The 17637-nt window shown below is 36.9% G+C and carries 18 protein-coding genes and 1 riboswitch; of the genes, 12 read left to right on the top strand and 6 right to left on the bottom strand.

Translation table 11 applies throughout. From position 1 onward, the window contains the following. Positions 1–97: 97 nt before the first annotated feature. Positions 98–1069, top strand: a complete 972-nt coding sequence (locus tag H3T55_RS08420) for a diaminopimelate dehydrogenase (protein ID WP_225534107.1) — start codon at positions 98–100, stop codon at positions 1067–1069. Between the two features lie 55 nt (positions 1070–1124). Here H3T55_RS08420 and nrdI read toward each other — a convergent pair whose 3' ends face one another. Further along, positions 1125–1559 (bottom strand): class Ib ribonucleoside-diphosphate reductase assembly flavoprotein NrdI, encoded by a 435-nt coding sequence (gene nrdI, locus H3T55_RS08415; RefSeq protein WP_225534154.1) that lies wholly within the window; start codon positions 1557–1559, stop codon positions 1125–1127. Positions 1560–1719: 160 nt separating this feature from the next. Between nrdI and H3T55_RS08410 the strand changes: the two genes are divergently transcribed. Both H3T55_RS08410 and thiT read left to right on the top strand, forming a co-directional pair. After that, positions 1720–2181 carry a phage tail protein gene (locus tag H3T55_RS08410; protein WP_225534106.1) on the top strand — a complete coding sequence of 154 codons (462 nt, stop codon included), beginning with the start codon at positions 1720–1722 and terminating at the stop codon, positions 2179–2181. Positions 2182–2348: 167 nt separating this feature from the next. Next, a riboswitch (TPP riboswitch) is annotated at positions 2349–2447 on the top strand. Between the two features lie 54 nt (positions 2448–2501). Then, positions 2502–3095 carry an energy-coupled thiamine transporter ThiT gene (gene thiT, locus H3T55_RS08405; RefSeq protein ID WP_225534105.1) on the top strand — a complete coding sequence of 198 codons (594 nt, stop codon included), beginning with the start codon at positions 2502–2504 and terminating at the stop codon, positions 3093–3095. A gap of 131 nt (positions 3096–3226) precedes the next feature. On the opposite strand, the gene H3T55_RS08400 is transcribed toward thiT, so the two are convergent. Together H3T55_RS08400 and H3T55_RS08395 are read right to left on the bottom strand one after the other, a co-directional pair. Beyond that, positions 3227–3946 (bottom strand): hypothetical protein, encoded by a 720-nt coding sequence (locus H3T55_RS08400; protein ID WP_225534104.1) that lies wholly within the window; start codon positions 3944–3946, stop codon positions 3227–3229. 257 nt (positions 3947–4203) lie between these two features. Next, positions 4204–4602: a VOC family protein gene (locus tag H3T55_RS08395; protein ID WP_225534103.1), complete on the bottom strand. Its 399-nt coding sequence runs from the start codon at positions 4600–4602 to the stop codon at positions 4204–4206. 356 nt (positions 4603–4958) lie between these two features. On the opposite strand from H3T55_RS08395, the gene H3T55_RS08390 reads away from it, so the two are divergent. Then, complete coding sequence (locus tag H3T55_RS08390) at positions 4959–6071, top strand: glycoside hydrolase family 3 protein (protein WP_225534102.1); 1113 nt, start codon at positions 4959–4961, stop codon at positions 6069–6071. Between the two features lie 67 nt (positions 6072–6138). Here H3T55_RS08390 and H3T55_RS08385 read toward each other — a convergent pair whose 3' ends face one another. The 3 genes from H3T55_RS08385 to H3T55_RS08375 form a co-directional block, all read right to left on the bottom strand. Beyond that, positions 6139–6990, bottom strand: a complete 852-nt coding sequence (locus H3T55_RS08385) for a MurR/RpiR family transcriptional regulator (protein ID WP_225534101.1) — start codon at positions 6988–6990, stop codon at positions 6139–6141. A 154-nt stretch (positions 6991–7144) separates the two neighbouring features. Continuing rightward, positions 7145–7984, bottom strand: coding sequence for a Cof-type HAD-IIB family hydrolase (locus tag H3T55_RS08380; protein WP_225534100.1), 840 nt, complete (start codon positions 7982–7984; stop codon positions 7145–7147). 15 nt (positions 7985–7999) lie between these two features. Beyond that, positions 8000–8383 (bottom strand): VOC family protein, encoded by a 384-nt coding sequence (locus H3T55_RS08375; protein WP_176372767.1) that lies wholly within the window; start codon positions 8381–8383, stop codon positions 8000–8002. Positions 8384–8823: 440 nt separating this feature from the next. On the opposite strand from H3T55_RS08375, the gene H3T55_RS08370 reads away from it, so the two are divergent. The 8 genes from H3T55_RS08370 to H3T55_RS08335 all read left to right on the top strand — a co-directional run bounded on the left by H3T55_RS08370 (position 8824) and on the right by H3T55_RS08335 (position 17626). Next, the gene (locus tag H3T55_RS08370) at positions 8824–10323 is read left to right on the top strand and encodes an Lsa family ABC-F type ribosomal protection protein (protein ID WP_225534099.1); all 1500 of its coding nucleotides are present in this window, start codon (positions 8824–8826) and stop codon (positions 10321–10323) included. Between the two features lie 232 nt (positions 10324–10555). After that, a complete protein-coding gene (gene pcp, locus H3T55_RS08365; protein WP_225534098.1) occupies positions 10556–11200 on the top strand; it encodes a pyroglutamyl-peptidase I in 645 nt (214 codons plus the stop codon). Positions 11201–11502: 302 nt separating this feature from the next. Further along, positions 11503–12120 carry an MptD family putative ECF transporter S component gene (locus H3T55_RS08360; protein ID WP_225534097.1) on the top strand — a complete coding sequence of 206 codons (618 nt, stop codon included), beginning with the start codon at positions 11503–11505 and terminating at the stop codon, positions 12118–12120. Beyond that, positions 12095–12793 (top strand): energy-coupling factor transporter transmembrane component T, encoded by a 699-nt coding sequence (locus tag H3T55_RS08355; protein ID WP_225534096.1) that lies wholly within the window; start codon positions 12095–12097, stop codon positions 12791–12793. The genes H3T55_RS08360 and H3T55_RS08355 overlap by 26 nt, the downstream gene beginning before the upstream one ends. Further along, the gene (locus tag H3T55_RS08350; protein WP_225534095.1) at positions 12790–14229 is read left to right on the top strand and encodes an ABC transporter ATP-binding protein; all 1440 of its coding nucleotides are present in this window, start codon (positions 12790–12792) and stop codon (positions 14227–14229) included. Before H3T55_RS08355 ends, H3T55_RS08350 begins: the two co-directional genes overlap by 4 nt. Then, a complete protein-coding gene (locus H3T55_RS08345; protein ID WP_225534094.1) occupies positions 14230–14565 on the top strand; it encodes an antibiotic biosynthesis monooxygenase in 336 nt (111 codons plus the stop codon). Positions 14566–15296: 731 nt separating this feature from the next. Beyond that, positions 15297–16670: a glycoside hydrolase family 1 protein gene (locus H3T55_RS08340; RefSeq protein WP_225534093.1), complete on the top strand. Its 1374-nt coding sequence runs from the start codon at positions 15297–15299 to the stop codon at positions 16668–16670. A 197-nt stretch (positions 16671–16867) separates the two neighbouring features. Further along, positions 16868–17626: a class I SAM-dependent methyltransferase gene (locus H3T55_RS08335; RefSeq protein WP_225534092.1), complete on the top strand. Its 759-nt coding sequence runs from the start codon at positions 16868–16870 to the stop codon at positions 17624–17626. Positions 17627–17637 lie beyond the last annotated feature (11 nt).

Below are 17637 nucleotides of genomic sequence, written 5' to 3'. Positions count from 1 at the left end.
TAAAGAAACAATATGCCGCAAAAGTTTTTTAGAGTCATTGTCAGGGAAACTATTCTTTTGTTATAATCAAATTCAAGAGAAGTGGAGGAATGTAAGTATGATCAAAGTAGCAATTATCGGGTACGGGAACCTTGGACGCGGCGTTGAGCGTTCGATCAAACAAAATGAAGATATGGAATTAGTCGGAGTATTCACAAGAAGAGCACCTGAGACCGTTCAAACCGAAGGGGCAAAAGCTTATAAGATGGATGAATTGAACGGTAAAAAAGACGCTATCGATGTGTGTATTCTATGCGGTGGATCAGCAACAGATCTGCCAACACAAACACCGGAGTGGACAAAACAATTCAATACGATCGACAGCTTTGACACACATGCGAAGATTCCAGAGCATTTTACAAAAGTGGATCAAGCAGCAAAGGAAAATCAAACAACATCGATCATTTCTACTGGCTGGGATCCAGGTCTATTCAGCTTAAATCGCTTATATGCACAAAGTATTTTGCCTGTTGGTGAGACGAATACGTTTTGGGGCAAAGGAGTCAGTCAGGGACATTCAGATGCGCTCAGAAGAATCGAAGGCGTTAGTGATGCTGTTCAATATACGATCCCAAATAGCGAAGTGATCGCTAAACTTAAAGCTGGTGAAACATTGAATTTGACAACAAGAGATAAACATTTTAGAGAATGTTTTGTTGTGTTGGAAGAAGGCAGTGATGCAGAAAAAATCCGAGAAGAAATCATTTCGATGCCGAATTATTTTGCAGATTATGATACGGAAGTGCATTTTATTTCCCAAGCTGAATTGGATCAAGAGCATAAGGCAATGCCGCATGGAGGTACTGTGTTGCACACTGGAACAACGCATGAAGATACGAAACAAGTCATTGAATACAATCTTCAACTAGAAAGTAATCCAGAATTTACAGCAAGCGTCTTGGTTGCTTATGCGAGAGCGTGTGTTCGTTTGGCTAAGGAGGAACAGTTCGGTGCATTTACTGTATTAGATATTCCGCCGAAATATTTGTCACCAAAAACAGATGAAGAATTAAGAAAAGAACTATTATAATAAGCAAAAAGACTTGCGTTTCAGCTATAACTGAAACGCAAGTTTTTTTGTTTATTTAGTCTTTAGCTGTATTGGCTAAAATACGATAGACATGTTCGATGTCTTCTTGTGTTCCGCGCAGCTCATAATCTGCCAAAAAAGGAAAACCAAATTTTTCTGCATACTGCTTAGCAGTCAAACAATACTGATGATTGAAATTTTTATTTCCACTACCGACAACTCCTAGACAATAACGATAATTATCATGATAATCTAAATATTCCCGCATCGTTTCTGTCAATATTTCGGTATCACCATTATCTACGCCGTTTCCACCATCCAAGTAAGTAGGAACGAAGGTGAAAAATGGTTCTGTCTCATTTTCGAACGTTGAATTTTCATGGATTTCCAGTACGTTGATTTGAACATTATGCTGAGTATCGGCATAATCAACGAGACGTTTTACAAAGGAACGGGTATTTCCCGAGATAGATATATACAAGATCTTCATCATTTAGCCCCTCCGCTTGTTAAATGTTTTACAAGTCTACTATAGTGAAAGGACAGCGAAATTACAATAGTTTTCTATTAATAATTGTCAGTTCTAATAGTTGTAAAGAATTGATCGTCTTCTTATAATAAGCATATAAAACTAGAAAAGAGGAACCTTCATGTCTTATAAAGTAGATTTTAAAAATGTATCGACAGTTGGCTTTGAAAGCTCATCAGCAGCTGAAGCATTAGCTGGCCTACGAGCAAATGAGGCGCGTTATTATTGGAATAAATACAAGCATGAATTTGTAACAGTACCTGCAAGTGAAGATCCAGAAACGCTAGCTTGGATCAAAAAAATTCTGGCAGAACGTGATTTGACGTTTCCGTATAAACCACTAGAAGTTTCAAGTTTTGAAGTTGATGGAATCAAAATGGCTTATGTGTTTTACGAGAATGGTTTATCTGTCAACGTGATGTATACGTTAGAAGACGGGGGAAAACGAGCTGTTGGATTCAAATTATCTGATGGAATCGATATCCCGGTTGAGTTTGAAGGGAAATTTAAATTTGCTCGACAAAAATCAAAGCTTGCCGGTACGATTCGCGGTTCGTTTTTTGTGATCAAAGGTGAATATTGAGTAATTGAGGATAAGCATTATAAAAACGTCTATAGTTAGTTTCTAAACGTTTTTTGTGTATCTTATAGCTAGTGCAAATATGGCGAAATGGAAAGCTTTACATTTTTCGCTAGACATGATAGGCTTATTGTAGTGTCTAATAGATGCAAACTAAAAATTAAATAGAACCCATCACAAAGGGGAGCCTTGGCTGAGATTGAGTACCTACTCTAAACCCTTCGAACCTGTTCGTTAATACGAGCGTAGGAATTGTGATGGAGTAAATATACGCATTTTACTCCTCCTTTGTGAATTGGTCGTTCTAAAGGAGGAGTTTTTTTATGCAACGAAAAAAAGAATTACAAGTCTGGATCGAAGGAACGATCGTTGCGGCAATTGCCATGATTTTGTCTTTTATTCCAACGAATATCGGCAGCAGTTTTTCAATTTCTTTAGGGATGATTCCTGTGACTCTTTTTGCTTTAAGAAGAGGGGCGAAGGCTGGTTTTTTCTCAGCATTCATCTGGGGATTACTTCATTTTCCGTTAGCCCAAGTGTATTATTTGACCCCAGTTCAAGTGGTGATTGAATACATTTTGGCCTTTGGTTTCGCAGGATTTGCGGGCGTTTTTAGTGGGAAGCTACAGCAGTCGATCCAAAATGGTACGTTTAAAAAGAGTGTGTCGATCATTTGTTATGCAACATTTTTAGGGACATTGATGCGTTATTTCTGGCATTTTATTGCCGGTGTGATTTTCTGGGGAAGCTTTGCATTGTGGGGAATGAACCCATGGCTGTTTTCATTTGTTATGAATGGCATCAGCGGTCTAGCAACAGCAGTTGTGACAGCTTTATTCTTGATTGCTCTGCTAAAAATCAATCCGAATTTATTTTGTCCAGGAAAGCTAGTGAATGTTGTTCAAGAAAAAAAGTAAATTGAATGAATCGATCATATTAAAGGTTGGGACATACTTTCAATAGTCGCTTGTTAGTGGTGAAATATACTGAAAACGGAGAATAGATTCATTCTCCGTTTTCAGTATATTTGTATAAGTCCGCTAAATGATCAATTCGTATCCTTGTCAATCAAAGTGAAGCGATTTTTAAACAATGCCTGAGATTGGCCAAGTAGTTCATTCGTTTGGCTGTATCTAAAGGTGAGGGAGGGGATTGTCTCTTTTCCAGCGGAAAGAATTTCGGAAGTTTTTGCTTGGATATCATGCCCTAAGCTGTCCATTGCGCGTTTTTTCTCACCATTTTTTTCATATTTAAGGTCAAGAGGGAGGACAACTTTCAACGTAGTGTAATTACCCCAAATAGGTTCTATAGCAATGATTTGCCCATTGGAAGCGGTCACAATATCTTCTAAAAGAAGAGGCATGTTCTCTTTGATCTTCTGAGCGTGTTGTTCGTCAGCTTCTTTTCTTGCGATGTATTTACTGTAATTTAAAGTAAAAGTTTGTGTGAAGGGCTTATAGTCATCTGAACCGTATACTTTGAAAGAGATTGGGATAGAATCTGGAAAATTCTTGTCATATAATGGGATCGTTTTAAATTTTCCATCTTTAACAAAAATAGATGTAGTATGATTGTTGTATGTTATGGAGAAAGAGGTCTTTGCTGAACCTGATAATACGAAACTCCCATACTCATTGGCTTCAATATCGATCGTATCAAAGGTAACCCAAGGTGTTGAGTCTTTCGTCTCTTCTTTTGTTTCTGTATTGCTAGAGGAGCAGCTAGTTAAAAGCAGCATACTTGCTATTAAAAATAGTAATTTTTTCATTTATTGTTTGTTTTTCCTTTCGTTTTCATACGAGTAACTTACAATAGGATAGCATACATACATTCTAAAATGAATACAGAATAGCAAAAGAGAAGAAGTTATTTTTGTTTGATTGATATAAAAAAATAAGGCTGTGGTATAACTAGCAACTAGTTATATCACAGCCTCTAAAATATACGACGATAAAAAGACGTAGCCATATCTATTTTAAGTGTTGCGTCCTTTTTGAGTCATCGTTTTTCATCTTATTTATTGGTTTACATTTGCATCCAAGTAGGTTCTAACGTATTGCCATCTAAGTCCTGTACCTCAAGACCATACATCTGATCTTCTGGTATGCCCATATCAACTTTATAAAAATCTCCACCGTTTGCTTTGGCTGTCTCACCAAATTTTTTCACAGCTTCCGCACTTTCCATACTGAATGATACTAAGACACCGCTTGTCGTTCGGGCATCTGCAATCGTTTTTTCTTTGATAAATTTACTGTAGAAATCATGATTCAACAACATGATCCAAAAATTATCATCCCAAACCATTGAACTTGCTTCTTCATTAGAAAATTCTTCATTCTTTTTAAAACCTAATTTTTCATAAAATTCTGTCGCTCGTTTAACATCACTTACTGGAAAATTGACAAATACCATTGTAGCCATAGAAAATCAACCTCTCTTTTTTTATTTTATACGACTAGAGCATCTCACGCGGCTACTTTTTTGTCAAAAATTAGCGTTCAAGTTTCAAAAAAAGTTGTGTGACTGGCACTTCAATGGTAGAAACTGTTAAAATGAGTGGAGTGAATACTTAGATTGTCACCTAGATCTTTCGCTGCAGAAGCTAACATAGAGATTTAAAGTGATCGGTGATAGCGGTATGAAGAAAATAAACAGCATCAAAGCAATGAGCTGCTTTTAAATTAGGAGGAACGACTATCAATCAAAAAAGAACATTTATTACTGCGATCTTACTCTTATTACTTATTTTTGTTATCAGCTTGGGAGTGATTTTAGTCATGAATCAAAAAGAACAAAAGGAAACAAGTCAACGATCAGAAACAACTTTGGCGAGCAGTACAACAACTTCTTCAACACAAAAAAGAACTTCAGCTAAAACGCAGGATGAAGCAATCAAAAAGTTGATGGCTTCCATGAGTTTGGAAGAAAAAGTCGGTCAGTTATTCTTAGCTCGTGTGCCGGTTGAAGGTCAGATCGAGAGTATTCAACTGAATCATCTAGGCGGCTATTTACTCTTTGGGCGCGATGTAGAAATGGAGACGCCAGAGACATTAAAAGAAAAAATTGCTTCTTATCAAGAAGCAAGTAAAATTCCATTATTGATTGCCTCTGATGAGGAAGGTGGAACTGTTTCTCGTTTAAGTAGAGGAACTGATTTAGTTGCAGATGCTTTTCAGTCACCCCAAGAAATTTATCAAGCTTCAGGTCTAACGGGAATTCGTAGGGATATTCAGCAAAAAGCCACTGTTTTACACTCTTACGGTATTCAAGCCGGTCTTTTCCCTGACGCTGATGTTGCTACTGATCCTCAAGCATTTATTTACGATCGGACGCTAGGATTAGATGCAGATAAAACAAGTGAGTATATAAAAACAAGCGTAGAAGAGCTGAAAAATCAAAAGCTTGTTTCTACGTTGAAGCATTTTCCAGGTTATGGGAATAATCGAGATTCTCATGTCGAAATCGTTTATGATACAAGAACTTTAGCTGAATTACAAACGAACGACTTTTTACCTTTTAAAGCAGGGATCTTGGCTGGCGCTGATAGTGTCTTAGTGTCTCACAATATTGTAACAAGTATTGATGAAACAATGCCGGCATCTATTTCAAAACCAGTCCATGATTTATTGCGTAATGAGTTAGGGTTTCAGGGCGTGATCATGACAGATGATATGGATATGGCGGGATTAGCCGAATTTATTCCCCAGGAAGAAGCAGGTTTGGCTGCACTGCAAGCCGGCAATGACTTGATTCTATCTTCCTCCTTTCAAGAACAGATTCCCTATGTGCTGCAAGGAATCGAACAAGGAGTGTATACAACAGAGGCATTGGATCAATCTGTGTATCGTGTGTTAAAAATGAAAATGGACATAGGCTTGATAAATCGGTAGATGTCTAGTTTTAAACAGTTGAAAAAACAGCCAGCTGATAGAGTGAATTTTCAGCTGGCTGTTTCATTTATATCAAGTTAGGATTCATTTTTTGATAGTTGGCTAATTTATAGGCAAGGTTCTTTTCATAATCTTGATTGAAAAAGCTAAGGTAGAGACAATCAAAGATATACATCAAGGACATGCGTGTAGAAAAAGAAGAAATCTTGTTATAATGGTTCTCCAAGGATGAAAAAAGAAAGATGCCATCAACTTTTGTTTTAAGTAAAGGGCTATTTTTAGAGGTGATCAACAGTACTTTACTTTGATTCTTTTTTAAGGTATCTAAGATTTTTTTGACACTAGAACCTCGTCCTTCATATGAAACAACGATCGCCAGATGGTCTGGTGTACTATTCGCTGCACTCAGGTTTTGTGTGTAATCATCGATGGGGACATTGATTCGTTTCCCGATTTCCTGCAGTTGAAATTGAAAGTTTTGAGCAAAATAAATATTTGCGGAAGAAGCATAAACATCGATATATTTCGCTTGTTTCAATAAATCACTATTTGCTGCCATTTGATCAAAATTGTTTGTATCGATGGTGGATTGTACAGTTTGTTCGTATACTGTTTTCAATTTGGTCGTCATTGCATAGAGATTGTCTTCGGCAGAAATAGGATAGTCTATATCGATGATCGGTGTCGTTCGGTGCTCATTTAAATCATTGACTAAGGCGAGTTTAAGGTCATTCAGACCATCAAGCTCAAGCTTATTGATCAAACGATAAATGGTTGAAATCGACACGTAAGAATGTTCTGCCAACTCTTGTGGAGAAAAGTGGATCACCTCATCCGGCGTTTCTAAAATGTAATCAACGAGAGTTTGTTCACTAGCAGTTAAAGAATCTAAGCTTTTTAATTTAAAAAATAGGCTCATTATATCAGTTACCTTTCAATGATGTTCGTGTTACTGAATTCAGTATACCTGATAATGACCATTTATGTAAAAAAGAGTGTCGAACCAAGCATTATTTCTACGGTTGGTTCGGCACTCAAAAGTTGAATAAATAATGAAAACTGAAACGGCTGTTTTAAAGTAACTCTGCCAATGCTTTTGCAATTCCATCTTCGTTGTTAGTCGCTGTAACTTTGTTCGCTGCACTTTTTAATTCATCTACCGCATTGCCCATTGCAATACCGATTCCAGCGTAATTGATGAGCGACAAATCATTATGTCCGTCACCAAAAGAAACAATATGCTCTTGCTGGATTCCTAAAGGCTTAAGCGATTGCTCTAGAGCATGAGCTTTGTCGATCCCCTGATCAGTAAACTCGAAATACATTGGAGCAGAAAAGACGCCACTCACTATATCTTTAAAAGGGGCTAAAATGTTTTCGGCATGTTTTTGTAAATATTCTGGTTGAGCAGCCACTAAAATTTTGTGTAATGGAAATTCAACAAAAGCAGCTAAATCTTTTTTTTCGCATAACTGGAAGTTCCCGCCGCGAGATTCATACTCAATGATATTGAACTGTTTACCCATAGCGCCAAGATCAAGGAGACCATCGAAAACATCGTTCACATACATATAGTCACCGTGAGCGATCATTGGTTTCACATCAAACTGTTTTAAATGTTCTAAAATAGCTTTTGCTGTTTCAGTAGAAAGAGGTTGACTGAACAGTTCTTCTTGCGTGCAAACGTCTAAAACATGTGCGCCATTATATGAAACAAGCAGCCCATTATATTGATCCAATTTCAATTCTTCGACGTATTTTAACATACCGGGAGTTGGTCTGCCGGAAGCCAATACGACTTTGATCCCGTTTTTTTGTGCATCGATCAGGGACTCCCGTGTGTTTTTTGATACTTCTTTGTCATCATTTAACAAAGTGCCATCGATATCTAATACAATTGCTTTAATAGTCATGTTCGTTTCTCCTCACTATACAGTTAATTCCAATCGATTTCCTTCTGGATCAGCAATCACTGATTCATAATAACCGTCACCAGTTGTTCGGCAAGGGCTTAACAATTCATAGCCCTCCAGTACTAAAACATTCGTCAGCGCATCAACGCTTTGTTTACTTCCTAAAGAAATCGCTAAATGGGCAAAGCCTAAGCTTTCACTGGTGCCAGTGCTATTCGTAACATCTTCACGCTGCATGATCTCTAATCTAGCGCCATCTTCGAAAGTCAAAAAATAAGAATGAAAACTTGTTTTAGTATTATGATAAAGCTCCGATGATGTTACATTGAAATACGTCTGATAAAATGTTCGCATCGCTTCTAAGTCACGAACCCATAATCCAATATGTTCTATTTTCAAAATAATCCCTCCGTTTGCAAATGTTCACACTCTCAGTATAAAACAAAACCATCACATAAAGTATGGGACTAGAAAGATTGATAGAATCTTTTCAAAAGTATCATAAAAGTAAGTTTTTTTCTGAAAAAAAAGTATCAGAGCTATTTACTTTATCCATCCGTAAAAGGCAGTTCTTGACAAGTAATATTTCCTCATGCTATATTGAAAACAATAAAAACGAAGAGAGGGATCCGTGCATTGAAAAATTAAGTCGATTTGTTGAAGCTGCATTCAGACTGTATCTTGAAGTATTTCAAGGGAGCAGTGTGCAGATTTTCAGGATTGGCGATGATTTTTCAGTGTACGGGTCTTTTTGTGTACAGATAAATGAGTAAGCCAGTTCTGAAAAGTGTCGAAGGTGTTTAAAGCAGCCTTCCGCTTTTTTTTAACGAGGTGATAATATGTCAAAAATTGAAATCAAACAACTAACGTTTGGATATGATAATCAAGGAACACTCTTATTTGACCAAGCAAATCTAAATTTCGATACCAGCTGGAAATTAGGTCTAATTGGAAGAAATGGGCGGGGAAAAACGACGCTCCTAAATATTTTACAGAACAAGCTAAGCTATAGCGGACAAATCAACCATCAATTAGAATTTTTGTACTTCCCGCAGCCTATCAAGGATAAAAAACAGCTGACTTTTTATGTTTTACAGGAGATCAGTGATTTTGAACAATGGGAAATCGAACGTGAGTTGAATCTTTTGAATGTTGATCCGCAAATTTTATGGCGTGAGTTTGAAACATTATCTGGTGGGGAGCAGACGAAAGTACTGCTAGCTTTATTATTCATTGATGATCAGTATTTTCCACTGATCGATGAACCGACTAATCATTTAGATATCGCAGGTCGCAAGCAAGTAGCAGAATACTTGAAAAAGAAACGTCAGGGATTTATCGTTGTTAGTCATGATCGATCTTTTGTAGACGACGTCGTTGATCATGTATTATCGATCGAGAAGAGTCAGCTGGAATTATATCAAGGAAATTTTTCTGTTTATGAGGAACAAAAGAAGATAAAAGATGAGTTTGAGCTAGCGCAAAATGAAAAGCTAAAAAAAGAAGTCACTCGTCTCCGAAAAACAGCTGCTGAAAAAGCTGAATGGTCTCGATCGAAAGAACAAGATAAGTATGGAAAAGCTTCTGAAAAAGGTAGTGGAGCAATTTACGATACAGGCTTTATCGGTGCTCGGGCAGCACGTACGATGAAACGATCAAAATCGATCGAGAGTAGGATGGAAACACAGCTCGCTGAAAAAGAAAGCTTATTGAAAGATATCGAGTATATCGATCCATTGACCATGAACTATCAGCCTGGACACAATAAGCGCCTATTGACAGTTGAACACTTAGCTTTAAGCTATCAAGGTGAGCCTTTGTTTCAACCTGTTTCTTTCACTTTAAATCAAGGGGATCGACTTGCATTGACTGGTGCAAACGGCTCAGGAAAATCATCGATCATTCGTTTATTACTGAATCAGTTCGAAGGAGAAAGTTCAGGAGAAATCAATCGTCCTGAAAAATTGAACATCAGCTATGTCCGCCAAAATTATGAGGATAATCGAGGAACATTGACGGAGTTCTCAGAAGCACAAGGACTAAATCACCAAGAATTTCTCAATAATTTGCATAAACTCGGGATGGAAAGAGACGTTTTTCATAATCGGATCGAGCAAATGAGTATGGGGCAGCGTAAAAAAGTTGAACTGGCAAAATCTTTGGCGATGCCAGCAGAATTTTATATCTGGGATGAACCTTTGAATTATTTGGATGTATTTAATCAAGAGCAGTTAGAACAATTGATTTTATCCGTCAAGCCAACCATGCTTTTAGTAGAGCATGATCAAGCGTTTTTAGAAAAAATTGCCACACAGATTATACCGTTAGTCAAAGCATGATCTAGTCTATTGATGATTTAAATGTAAAGTACGGAATAAAAGAGCACTTTCTTTTATTCCATGACGAAACGAAAGAGCATAAATTCATTCTTTCTTATGATGATCATGGATGTTTAGATCACATTTATGATGAAAATTGGGAAACGATGGAAGATGGGAAGAAAAAAATGTTATATGAAAACGCTGAAGAAGAAAACGGTGTATTTTAGCTGAAAGGAAGTGGATTTGTACAATGAAAGTATTGGTAACTGGATTCGATCCGTTTGGTGGAGAATCAAGAAATCCTTCATATGAAGCTGTAAAACTCTTACCGGATAGAATTGCTGGAGCGACGATAGTCAAAGCTGAAATTCCCACTGAATTTGAAAAAAGTAGTGTTATTTTGAAGAGGCTTCTTGAAGAAATGAAGCCTGATATCGTCATTTGTGTGGGGCAAGCTGGTGGACGTAGTGCCATTTCTTTTGAGCGAGTTGCGATCAATCTGGCCGAAGCAAGAATTCCAGATAATAAAGGAAATCAGCCGGTAGGTGCTAAACTAGAGCTAGATGGAGAAACTGCCTATTTTACGAACCTACCGATCAAAGCAATGAGAAAAAATGTAGTAGCTCATGAGTTACCTGCAGATATTTCATATACGGCAGGTACTTTTGTCTGTAACGCAGTGATGTATCGACTATTATATCTGATCGATCGAGAATATCCCGATGTACGAGGTGGCTTTATCCATGTTCCTTTTGAGCCTGGACAGGTACTGGATCGGGCACCTGGAACGGCTTGTTTACCACTTCAAACCATTTGTGACGGTCTTTATTATGCTATTGAAGCGTGTGTAACGAATCCGTTTGATAGAGAAGAAAATGCTGGAACACTTCAATGATCAAAAGCCAATCCTAGTGCAGATATCTGACTAGGGTTGGTTTTTGATCAGTTATAAAAGGTGAGTTTTATTTTACTGATAATGATTCTCATTATCATGTGCTTGTGTTATACTAACTCAATAAGGAAAGGAGTGGATCAAGGATTCTTTAGACGGGCTATCCATCCTTTCGAACGTAACAGACCATCAGCTATTTTTTTAACTGATCTGTTGACTAAAGGACGATATCAACTTAAAATAAACAGTCCTGTCTATGGGCAGTTATTATTTTTATCTATAGTAAAGCAAGAAGGGCCGGGAAAATGAAAAAATTAAAAATTCAAGATTTTATTTCAATTGGTATTTATACTGCTATTTATTTTTTGATTGTATCGATTGCCTTGGCGATCCTAACATTCACGATTCCTACATTTAACAATGTTTTGATTCCTAGTGCGACTGCTTTGTTCGCTGGAATCGTCTATTTATTAGTGATCCAGCGTGTTCCTCGATTCGGTGCGATTACGATCATGGGGAGTGTGATGGGATTATTTTTCCTGATATCTGGACATTTTCCTTTATCATTCTTACCAAGTATTATTTGTGCAGTCGCTGCAGATTTACTGCAATATAAAACGAGATTACCACAAAAAGCTCGGACGATGATCAGTTATACTGTTTTTAGTTTTGGATTGATGGGTCCTGTGCTGCCATTGTGGTTTATGAAAAATGCATATATTGATGCATTGATTACACGCGGCAAAGATTCAGTCTACATCGAAAAAGTCTTTACACCGATCACGACGGGCATGTTTTATTTTTGTACGATCGCTGTTATTGTTTGTAGTGTTTTAGGTATATTGATTGGACAAAAAATCTATGTGAAGCATTTTGATAAAACTAAAGGGAAGAATTATGAGCAAAGTATACGTAACGTTTGATCCTAGAAGTAAGTTATGTACGATTTTATTTGCAAGCTTTTTGCTGATGTTCCCTTTACCATTTACTGCTGAAATACTTTTTGTGAGCTTGTTATATGGACTGTTTATTTTAAATGGTGCATTTAAAAAAGGAACGATTTTCTATGCGATTTTTTGGTTGTTCATTCTTGGTGATCATTTGTTATTTCCCTACATAGATAATGGAGCGGCAGCTTTTTTTGATTTCCTTTTGGTTGGGAATCGTCGTTTATTACCGACGGTTATGGCAGCAGCTTTTGCAATGAATCAGACAAAAATCAGTGAATGGATCGCAGCATTAAAAAAATGCCGTATACCTTTTGGCTTGATCGTTCCTTTAACGGTGCTATTTCGCTTTTTCCCAACTCTTTTTCAAGATTTTAAAAGTATCCGAAATGCTATGAAGTATCGGGGGATCGCTGTCTCGACAGTAGATTTATTTATGCATCCTTTTCAAACAATGGAATACATCATTGTTCCCGTACTGATGTCAGCGGAAAATACGTCATTGGATTTATCAGCAGCTGCGCTAGCTCGAGGATTGGCTAACCCAACAGCTCATACAAGTGTTTATGAGATTCGTTTAAAAATACAGGACTATGTATTGATGGGCTTTCTTATTCTAGGTATGTTGTTTGGGAGGAAGATTGGATGATCGACTTAAAAAAGATGACATTTGCTTATGAGGATAAAGAGACGGTGATCAAGAGCATCGATCTATCTGTTCAGCCTGGTGAATTTATTGTTTTATGTGGAAAAAGCGGTTGTGGAAAATCGACACTGCTTAGACTGTTGAATGGCTTGATACCAGAATTATATACGGGAGATCTGACAGGAGAAGGAACGATTTTAGGACACGACTTTTTAACGAAAGAATTTAACCAGTATGTTCGTGATATCGGTACGGTTTTTCAAAATCCTAAAACACAATTTTTTACAAATGATGTTTATTCAGAATTAGCATTTGCTATGGAGAATTATGGTGTACCTAGGACAGAAATCATTGAAAGAATCGATGAAATCGCAGAATTATTTTCGTTGACACCATTTTTAGATAGAAGCATGTTTCATTTATCCGGTGGACAGAAACAGTTGATTGCTTTTGCTTCTGCAAGTATGTTGGAACATCACTTATTCTTATTAGATGAGCCTTCGAGTAATTTAGATGGTGAAACAGTTGGAAAACTGAAAGAATATTTACAAATCCTCAAAAATTTAGGAATGACGATCATAGTTTCTGAACATCGTTTGTACTATTTAAAAGAACTTGCAGATCGCTATATACTTATGGATGAAGGGGAGATCGTTACACAATATACACGACAAGAAATGAATGAAAAATCACCTGATGAGATACGTCAGTTAGGACTGCGTTCGCTTGAGCAAACGGCTCTTATAAAAAAAGAATCACCGAAAGTTTCAAGAGAGCATGTACTAACTTGTCAAAATTTGGATTTTCACTATCGAAGAAGCGGATCAGTTTCTATAAGAATCCCTGATTTAGAGCTAGCTAGTTCATCTGTAACAGGCATCATTGGTCATAATGGTGCAGGAAAATCTACCTTTTCGAAACTTATATCAGGTCTCATTAAGCCGCGTTCTGGGAAAATCCTATTGAACCAAAAAACAATGACACCTAAAGAGCTGATCAAAGAAAGTTTTGTTGTCATGCAGGATGTGAATTTACAGCTATTTTTTGAAACTGTAGAAAAAGAAATCTGTCTACATGCAAAAGAAAGTGAAGAAATCGATCAAATCATCGCGATGCTTCATTTAGAACCGCTGCTTTTTCGCCATCCTCAAACCTTATCAGGTGGAGAAAAACAACGGGTCGCGATTGCCAGTGCTGTTTTATCTGGAAAGAAAATCATTATTTTTGATGAGCCTACAAGTGGACTTGATTTGATGCATATGGAAGAAGTTGCCACAACAATATGTTGGTTGAAGGAGCGAGATATTTTGGTTTTGATCATTTCACATGATAAAGAATTTCTTAGCCAAACATGCCAGCGAATCGTGCATTTTGATCAAGGAGAAATCATCGATGACTATTTTATTGAAAATACAGAGATCGATCATGGAGGGAAATAAATGTATATTGTAACGAATACGATCCAGGCAGAAACAGAACATTCCCAGCGAATTATTCAGCAGTTTACTGCAGGTCATACGAAAAAAAGCATGGAAGCAGTTGAAGGATTTTTAAATTTTCAGTTGATGTATCGAGTGTTGCCAGAAACTCCAGAAATCACAGAATTAGTTGTGCTAAGTCGCTGGGTATCAAAGGAGCACCAAAAAAATTGGGTAAAAAGTCAGTCTTTTAAACAAATGCATCAAAGAAATTCAGAAAAGAAAGAGTCGAGAGAAAAGTCAAAATCCTCTGGGATTATTTCTAGTACGATTGCCGAATATGAAGTGTTGACATAAGGAAAACTAGTCAAACCAGAAGCATAGAGCTTTGAGAATAAAGACCTTGATGTTGATATTTAGAGAGAGATGATCGAAACAAAGTGAAGTCATTTCTACTTCTACGTTTACTCATTGCTAAAAGACCATGCCGTAACTTATAGAGTTATGTCATGGCCTTTTTTGTATCTGATCAATATGAATGACATTGTAATAATTACATAAAAAGATTTAAAAAATAGATTATCGGAATTGTTTTTTCAGTTTGGTTCGGATTTCGTCTAAGTTCCGTTCGTTGTACGTACAATTATCTGATTTTTGTGAAATCGTTTGCCGTTGTAGCTTAGGTTCCTTAAAGGAAATCTTTTTAACTATCTATACAGATCGATCCTAAACAGAGCAAGCAAGATAAATAGAATTAGCTATAAAACAATGAGAATTGTTGAACATCACGGGAAAAACGTTTATGCTTATGATGGAGATAACGTAGAGAATTACGTATTGATGGATGATAAGATCTATCAGAATACGATAAAGCAACTTCTTTAAAAAAATCTTTTTAACGGCGAATGATCAGGCAGAAAAAGAAGTTCTCTAACAGATGCTCATTTAAGCGAAAGACGATCCCAAGTTGACGTTTGAAGGAATCAATGTTAATGCTATTAGGCTCATGAATGGTTCTCATAAGCAAATATGATGTTTTACAAGTTAGTGTTAGAGACACTAAAAATAGGCAAATAGGAGACGGTTAGATGAAAAAATTTCCAAAACATTTTTTATGGGGAGCAGCGACCTCAGCTACGCAGTCAGAAGGTCACAGCTTATTAAACGGAAAAAGTCCTTCGACATGGGACAAGTGGTATGAATTAGCACCGGAAAAATTCCAAAAAAACCAAGGTCCTGAACACACAACAAATATGTACGAGTTTTATAAAGAAGACGTGAAGCGGATGAAAGACATTCATATGAATTCCTTTCGGACGTCTATTGCTTGGACTCGTTTATTACCAGATGGAAAAACCATCAATCAAGAAGCAGTCGAATTTTATCGTTCCTACTTTGAGGAGCTTCGTGTCAATAGGGTAAAACCGATCATCAATTTGTTTCACTTTGATATGCCTTGGTGGCTGATGGAAAAAGGTGGATGGGAAGTACGTGAATCTGTAGATGCATTTGCGTTTTATGCAAAGACCTGTTTTGATCTGTTTGGCGATCTAGTTGAGTATTGGACGACTTTCAATGAGCCCATGGTTCATGTCGAATGTGGTTATTTGTATGGCTACCATTATCCGGCAGTCAATGATTTTAAAAAGGCAGTTCAAGTAGGCTATCATACGTTGATGGCGCATACTATGGCTGTAAAAATGTTTAGAAACGGCAACTATCCAGGTGAAATCGGTATTATTTTGAATGTTTCTCCTTGTTATCCAAGAAGTGAGTCTGTAGAAGATAGACAGGCGGCGGAAATCGCAGATTTATTGAACACAAAAAGCTTTTTAGACCCAGCTGTTTTAGGAACGATTCCAAAGAAACTGATCGATTGTTTGGCTGAGAATCAGTTACTTCCAGTTACGGCAAAAACAGATTTAATAGAAATTGAACAAAATACAGTCGACTTTATTGGTATGAACTACTATCAGCCGCGCCGTGTTAAAGCACCCGAACGGGTCAATCATCCGGCAAGCTCACCAGAAGATTTCTACGCTCATTACGACTGGCCAAATAAAAAAATCAATCCTTACCGCGGTTGGGAAATTTATCCAGAAGCGCTTTATGATGTGGCAATGATGATCAAAAATGAATACAAAAATATTCCTTGGTATGTTTCTGAAAACGGTATGGGCGTTGCTGATGAAGAACGATTTATGGATGAAACAGGGATGATTCAGGATGATTATCGTATCGAATTTATGGAAGAACATTTGGAACAGCTGTATAAAGGGATCGAGGCAGGAAGTAATTGCTTTGGCTATCATTCATGGACATTCATCGATTGTTGGTCATGGTTGAATGGGTATAAAAATAGATATGGTTTTTATCAGTTAGATTTAGAAACGGATCAGCGCAGATTGAAAAAAAGCGGACATTGGTTTAAAGAACTGATCGATCATAATGGGCTAAAATAATACCAGTATACTCAACTAAAAAAAATCTCAATGGCTGTTTATTTTTTACTAGAATGAAAGAAGGAAAAGTGATGCATCGAGGTAGCTGCTCAATACAGTTATGATCTGATAGAGATTGTATTGAGCCAAAGTTTATCTATCAGAAAAATAACTGTATTGATCTTACTGTATAACGATTAAGTAAGGGAGAAGCGGTTATGAAAAAAGAAAAACAAAAGAAATATTGGCAATCACTTGAGCAGGAGAATATTCTCGGATGGGATTTTTCTTATATGGAGAATCGGTGGAGCGTAGAAGAGTTACCTTGGTCTTATGATGATCTTGTTCGTAAATATTTAAAAGAATCAATGTCTCTATTAGATATGGGAACTGGAGGAGGGGAACGATTATTGACTTTTGGTCACCCCTATAAGCGAACAAGTGTAACGGAAGGGTGGCGGCCTAACTATGAGCGACTTCAAAAGGTACTGAAACCTTTGGGAATTACAATCGTTTATGTTGATGAAACAAATCGTTTAGATTTTCCAGATGATTCATTCGACATCGTTTTAAATAGTCATGAGTCCTATGATCCAAGAGAGGTTAGACGTGTTCTGAGATCGGGTGGATTATTTATCACTCAACAGGTTGGAGAAAAAAATGGGCTTATTCTTTCAGAAAAAATGACAATGGTTGAACAAAGAGATCATACAAGTTGGTCTTTAAAGACTGCTGGAGAAGGACTAAAAAAAACAAATTTCAGTTTGATTTTCGGTCAAGAATTTTTTCCTTATCAAAAATTTTATGATATGGAAGGACTGATTTACTACATGAAAAGAATTCCTTGGGAGTACCCCGATTTTTCGGTATCGGTCCATTTTGATGAGTTACTAAAGCTGCAAAACGAATTGTCACTAAATGGTGAAGTCAAAAATCTTCAACATCGTTTTATTTTGATCGCTAAATTAGAGAAATAAGTAAAAAAAGT

The sequence above is a fragment of the Enterococcus sp. S22(2020) genome, from assembly GCF_020295385.1.
GTDB lineage: Bacteria > Bacillota > Bacilli > Lactobacillales > Enterococcaceae > Enterococcus_L > Enterococcus_L dunnyi.
Note: the sequence above shows the minus strand (reverse complement) of the source record. Positions and strands in the feature narration are given on the sequence as shown.